The sequence below is a fragment of the Streptomyces sp. NPDC006430 genome, assembly GCF_040612395.1.
In the GTDB taxonomy this organism is placed as follows: domain Bacteria; phylum Actinomycetota; class Actinomycetes; order Streptomycetales; family Streptomycetaceae; genus Streptomyces.
Map to the genome: position 1 here is coordinate 1 of NZ_JBEXQA010000119.1, position 1,322 is coordinate 1,322.

1 protein-coding gene is annotated in these 1,322 nt (G+C 71.3%); it reads left to right on the forward strand.

The genetic code is table 11. The features are described 5' to 3' along the window. Window positions 1–1,322 (forward strand): DUF4118 domain-containing protein (locus ABZZ20_RS36865; protein ID WP_356877436.1); only part of this gene is annotated, 1,322 nt, incomplete at both ends.

Below are 1,322 nucleotides of genomic sequence, written 5' to 3' on the forward strand. Positions count from 1 at the left end.
GCGATCCTCGCGCGGCGCCCCGCCGTCGCTCTGGTGGACGAGCTCGCGCACACCAACGTCCCCGGCTCGCGCAACGCCAAGCGCTGGCAGGACGTCGAGGAACTCCTCCAGGCCGGCATCGACGTGGTCTCCACCGTCAACATCCAGCACCTCGAATCGCTCGGTGACGTGGTCGAGACGATCACCGGGGTCCGGCAGCGGGAGACCGTGCCGGACGAGGTGGTCCGCAGAGCCGACCAGATCGAGCTGGTCGACATGTCCCCGCAGGCGCTGCGCCGCCGCATGGCCCACGGCAACGTCTACAAGCCCGACAAGGTCGATGCGGCCCTCTCGAACTACTTCCGCCCGGGCAACCTCACCGCCCTGCGCGAGCTGGCCCTGCTGTGGGTCGCCGACCGGGTCGACGAGTACCTGCAGGAGTACCGGGGCGAGCACAACATCCGCTCCACCTGGCAGGCCCGCGAACGCATCGTCGTCGGCCTCACCGGCGGCCCCGAGGGACGTACACTCATCCGCCGCGCCGCCCGCCTCGCCGAGAAGGGCGCGGGAGGCGAGGTACTCGCCGTCTACATCGCCCGCAGCGACGGGCTGACCGCCGCGTCGCCCAAGGAACTCGCCGTCCAGCGGACCCTGGTCGAGGACCTCGGCGGCACCTTCCACCACGTCATAGGCGACAACATCCCCGACGCGCTCCTGGAGTTCGCCCGCGGGTGCAACGCCACCCAGATCGTGCTGGGCGTCAGCCGCCGCCGCTCCTGGCAGTCCGTCTTCAGCCCCGGCGTCAGCGCCACCGTCGCCCGCGAATCCGGACCCGACCTCGACGTCCACATCGTCACCCACGACCAGGCCGCCAAGGGCCGCGGCCTGCCCGTCGCCCGCGGCACGCGACTTGGCCGCTCCCGCATCATCTGGGGGTGGCTCGCCGGCCTCGCCGGCCCCATGCTCCTCACCGTCCTGCTGAACCAGGCCGTCCCCGACCTCGGGCTCGCAAACGACATGCTGCTCTTCCTCACCTCCACAGTGGCGGCGGCACTGCTCGGCGGGCTGCTCCCCGCGCTCGCCTCGGCAGCTTTCGGGTCACTGCTCCTGAACTACTACTTCACGCCGCCGCTGCACGAGTTCACGATCTCCGACCCGAAGAACATCGTCGCCATCGCGATCTTCGTCGGCGTGGCCGTGTCGGTGGCCTCCGTGGTCGACCTGGCCGCCCGCCGCACCCACCAGGCCGCCCGCCTGCGTGCCGAGTCCGAGATCCTGTCCTTCCTCGCCGGCAGCGTCCTGCGCGGCGAGGACTCCCTCGATGCCCTCCTGGAGCGGCTGCG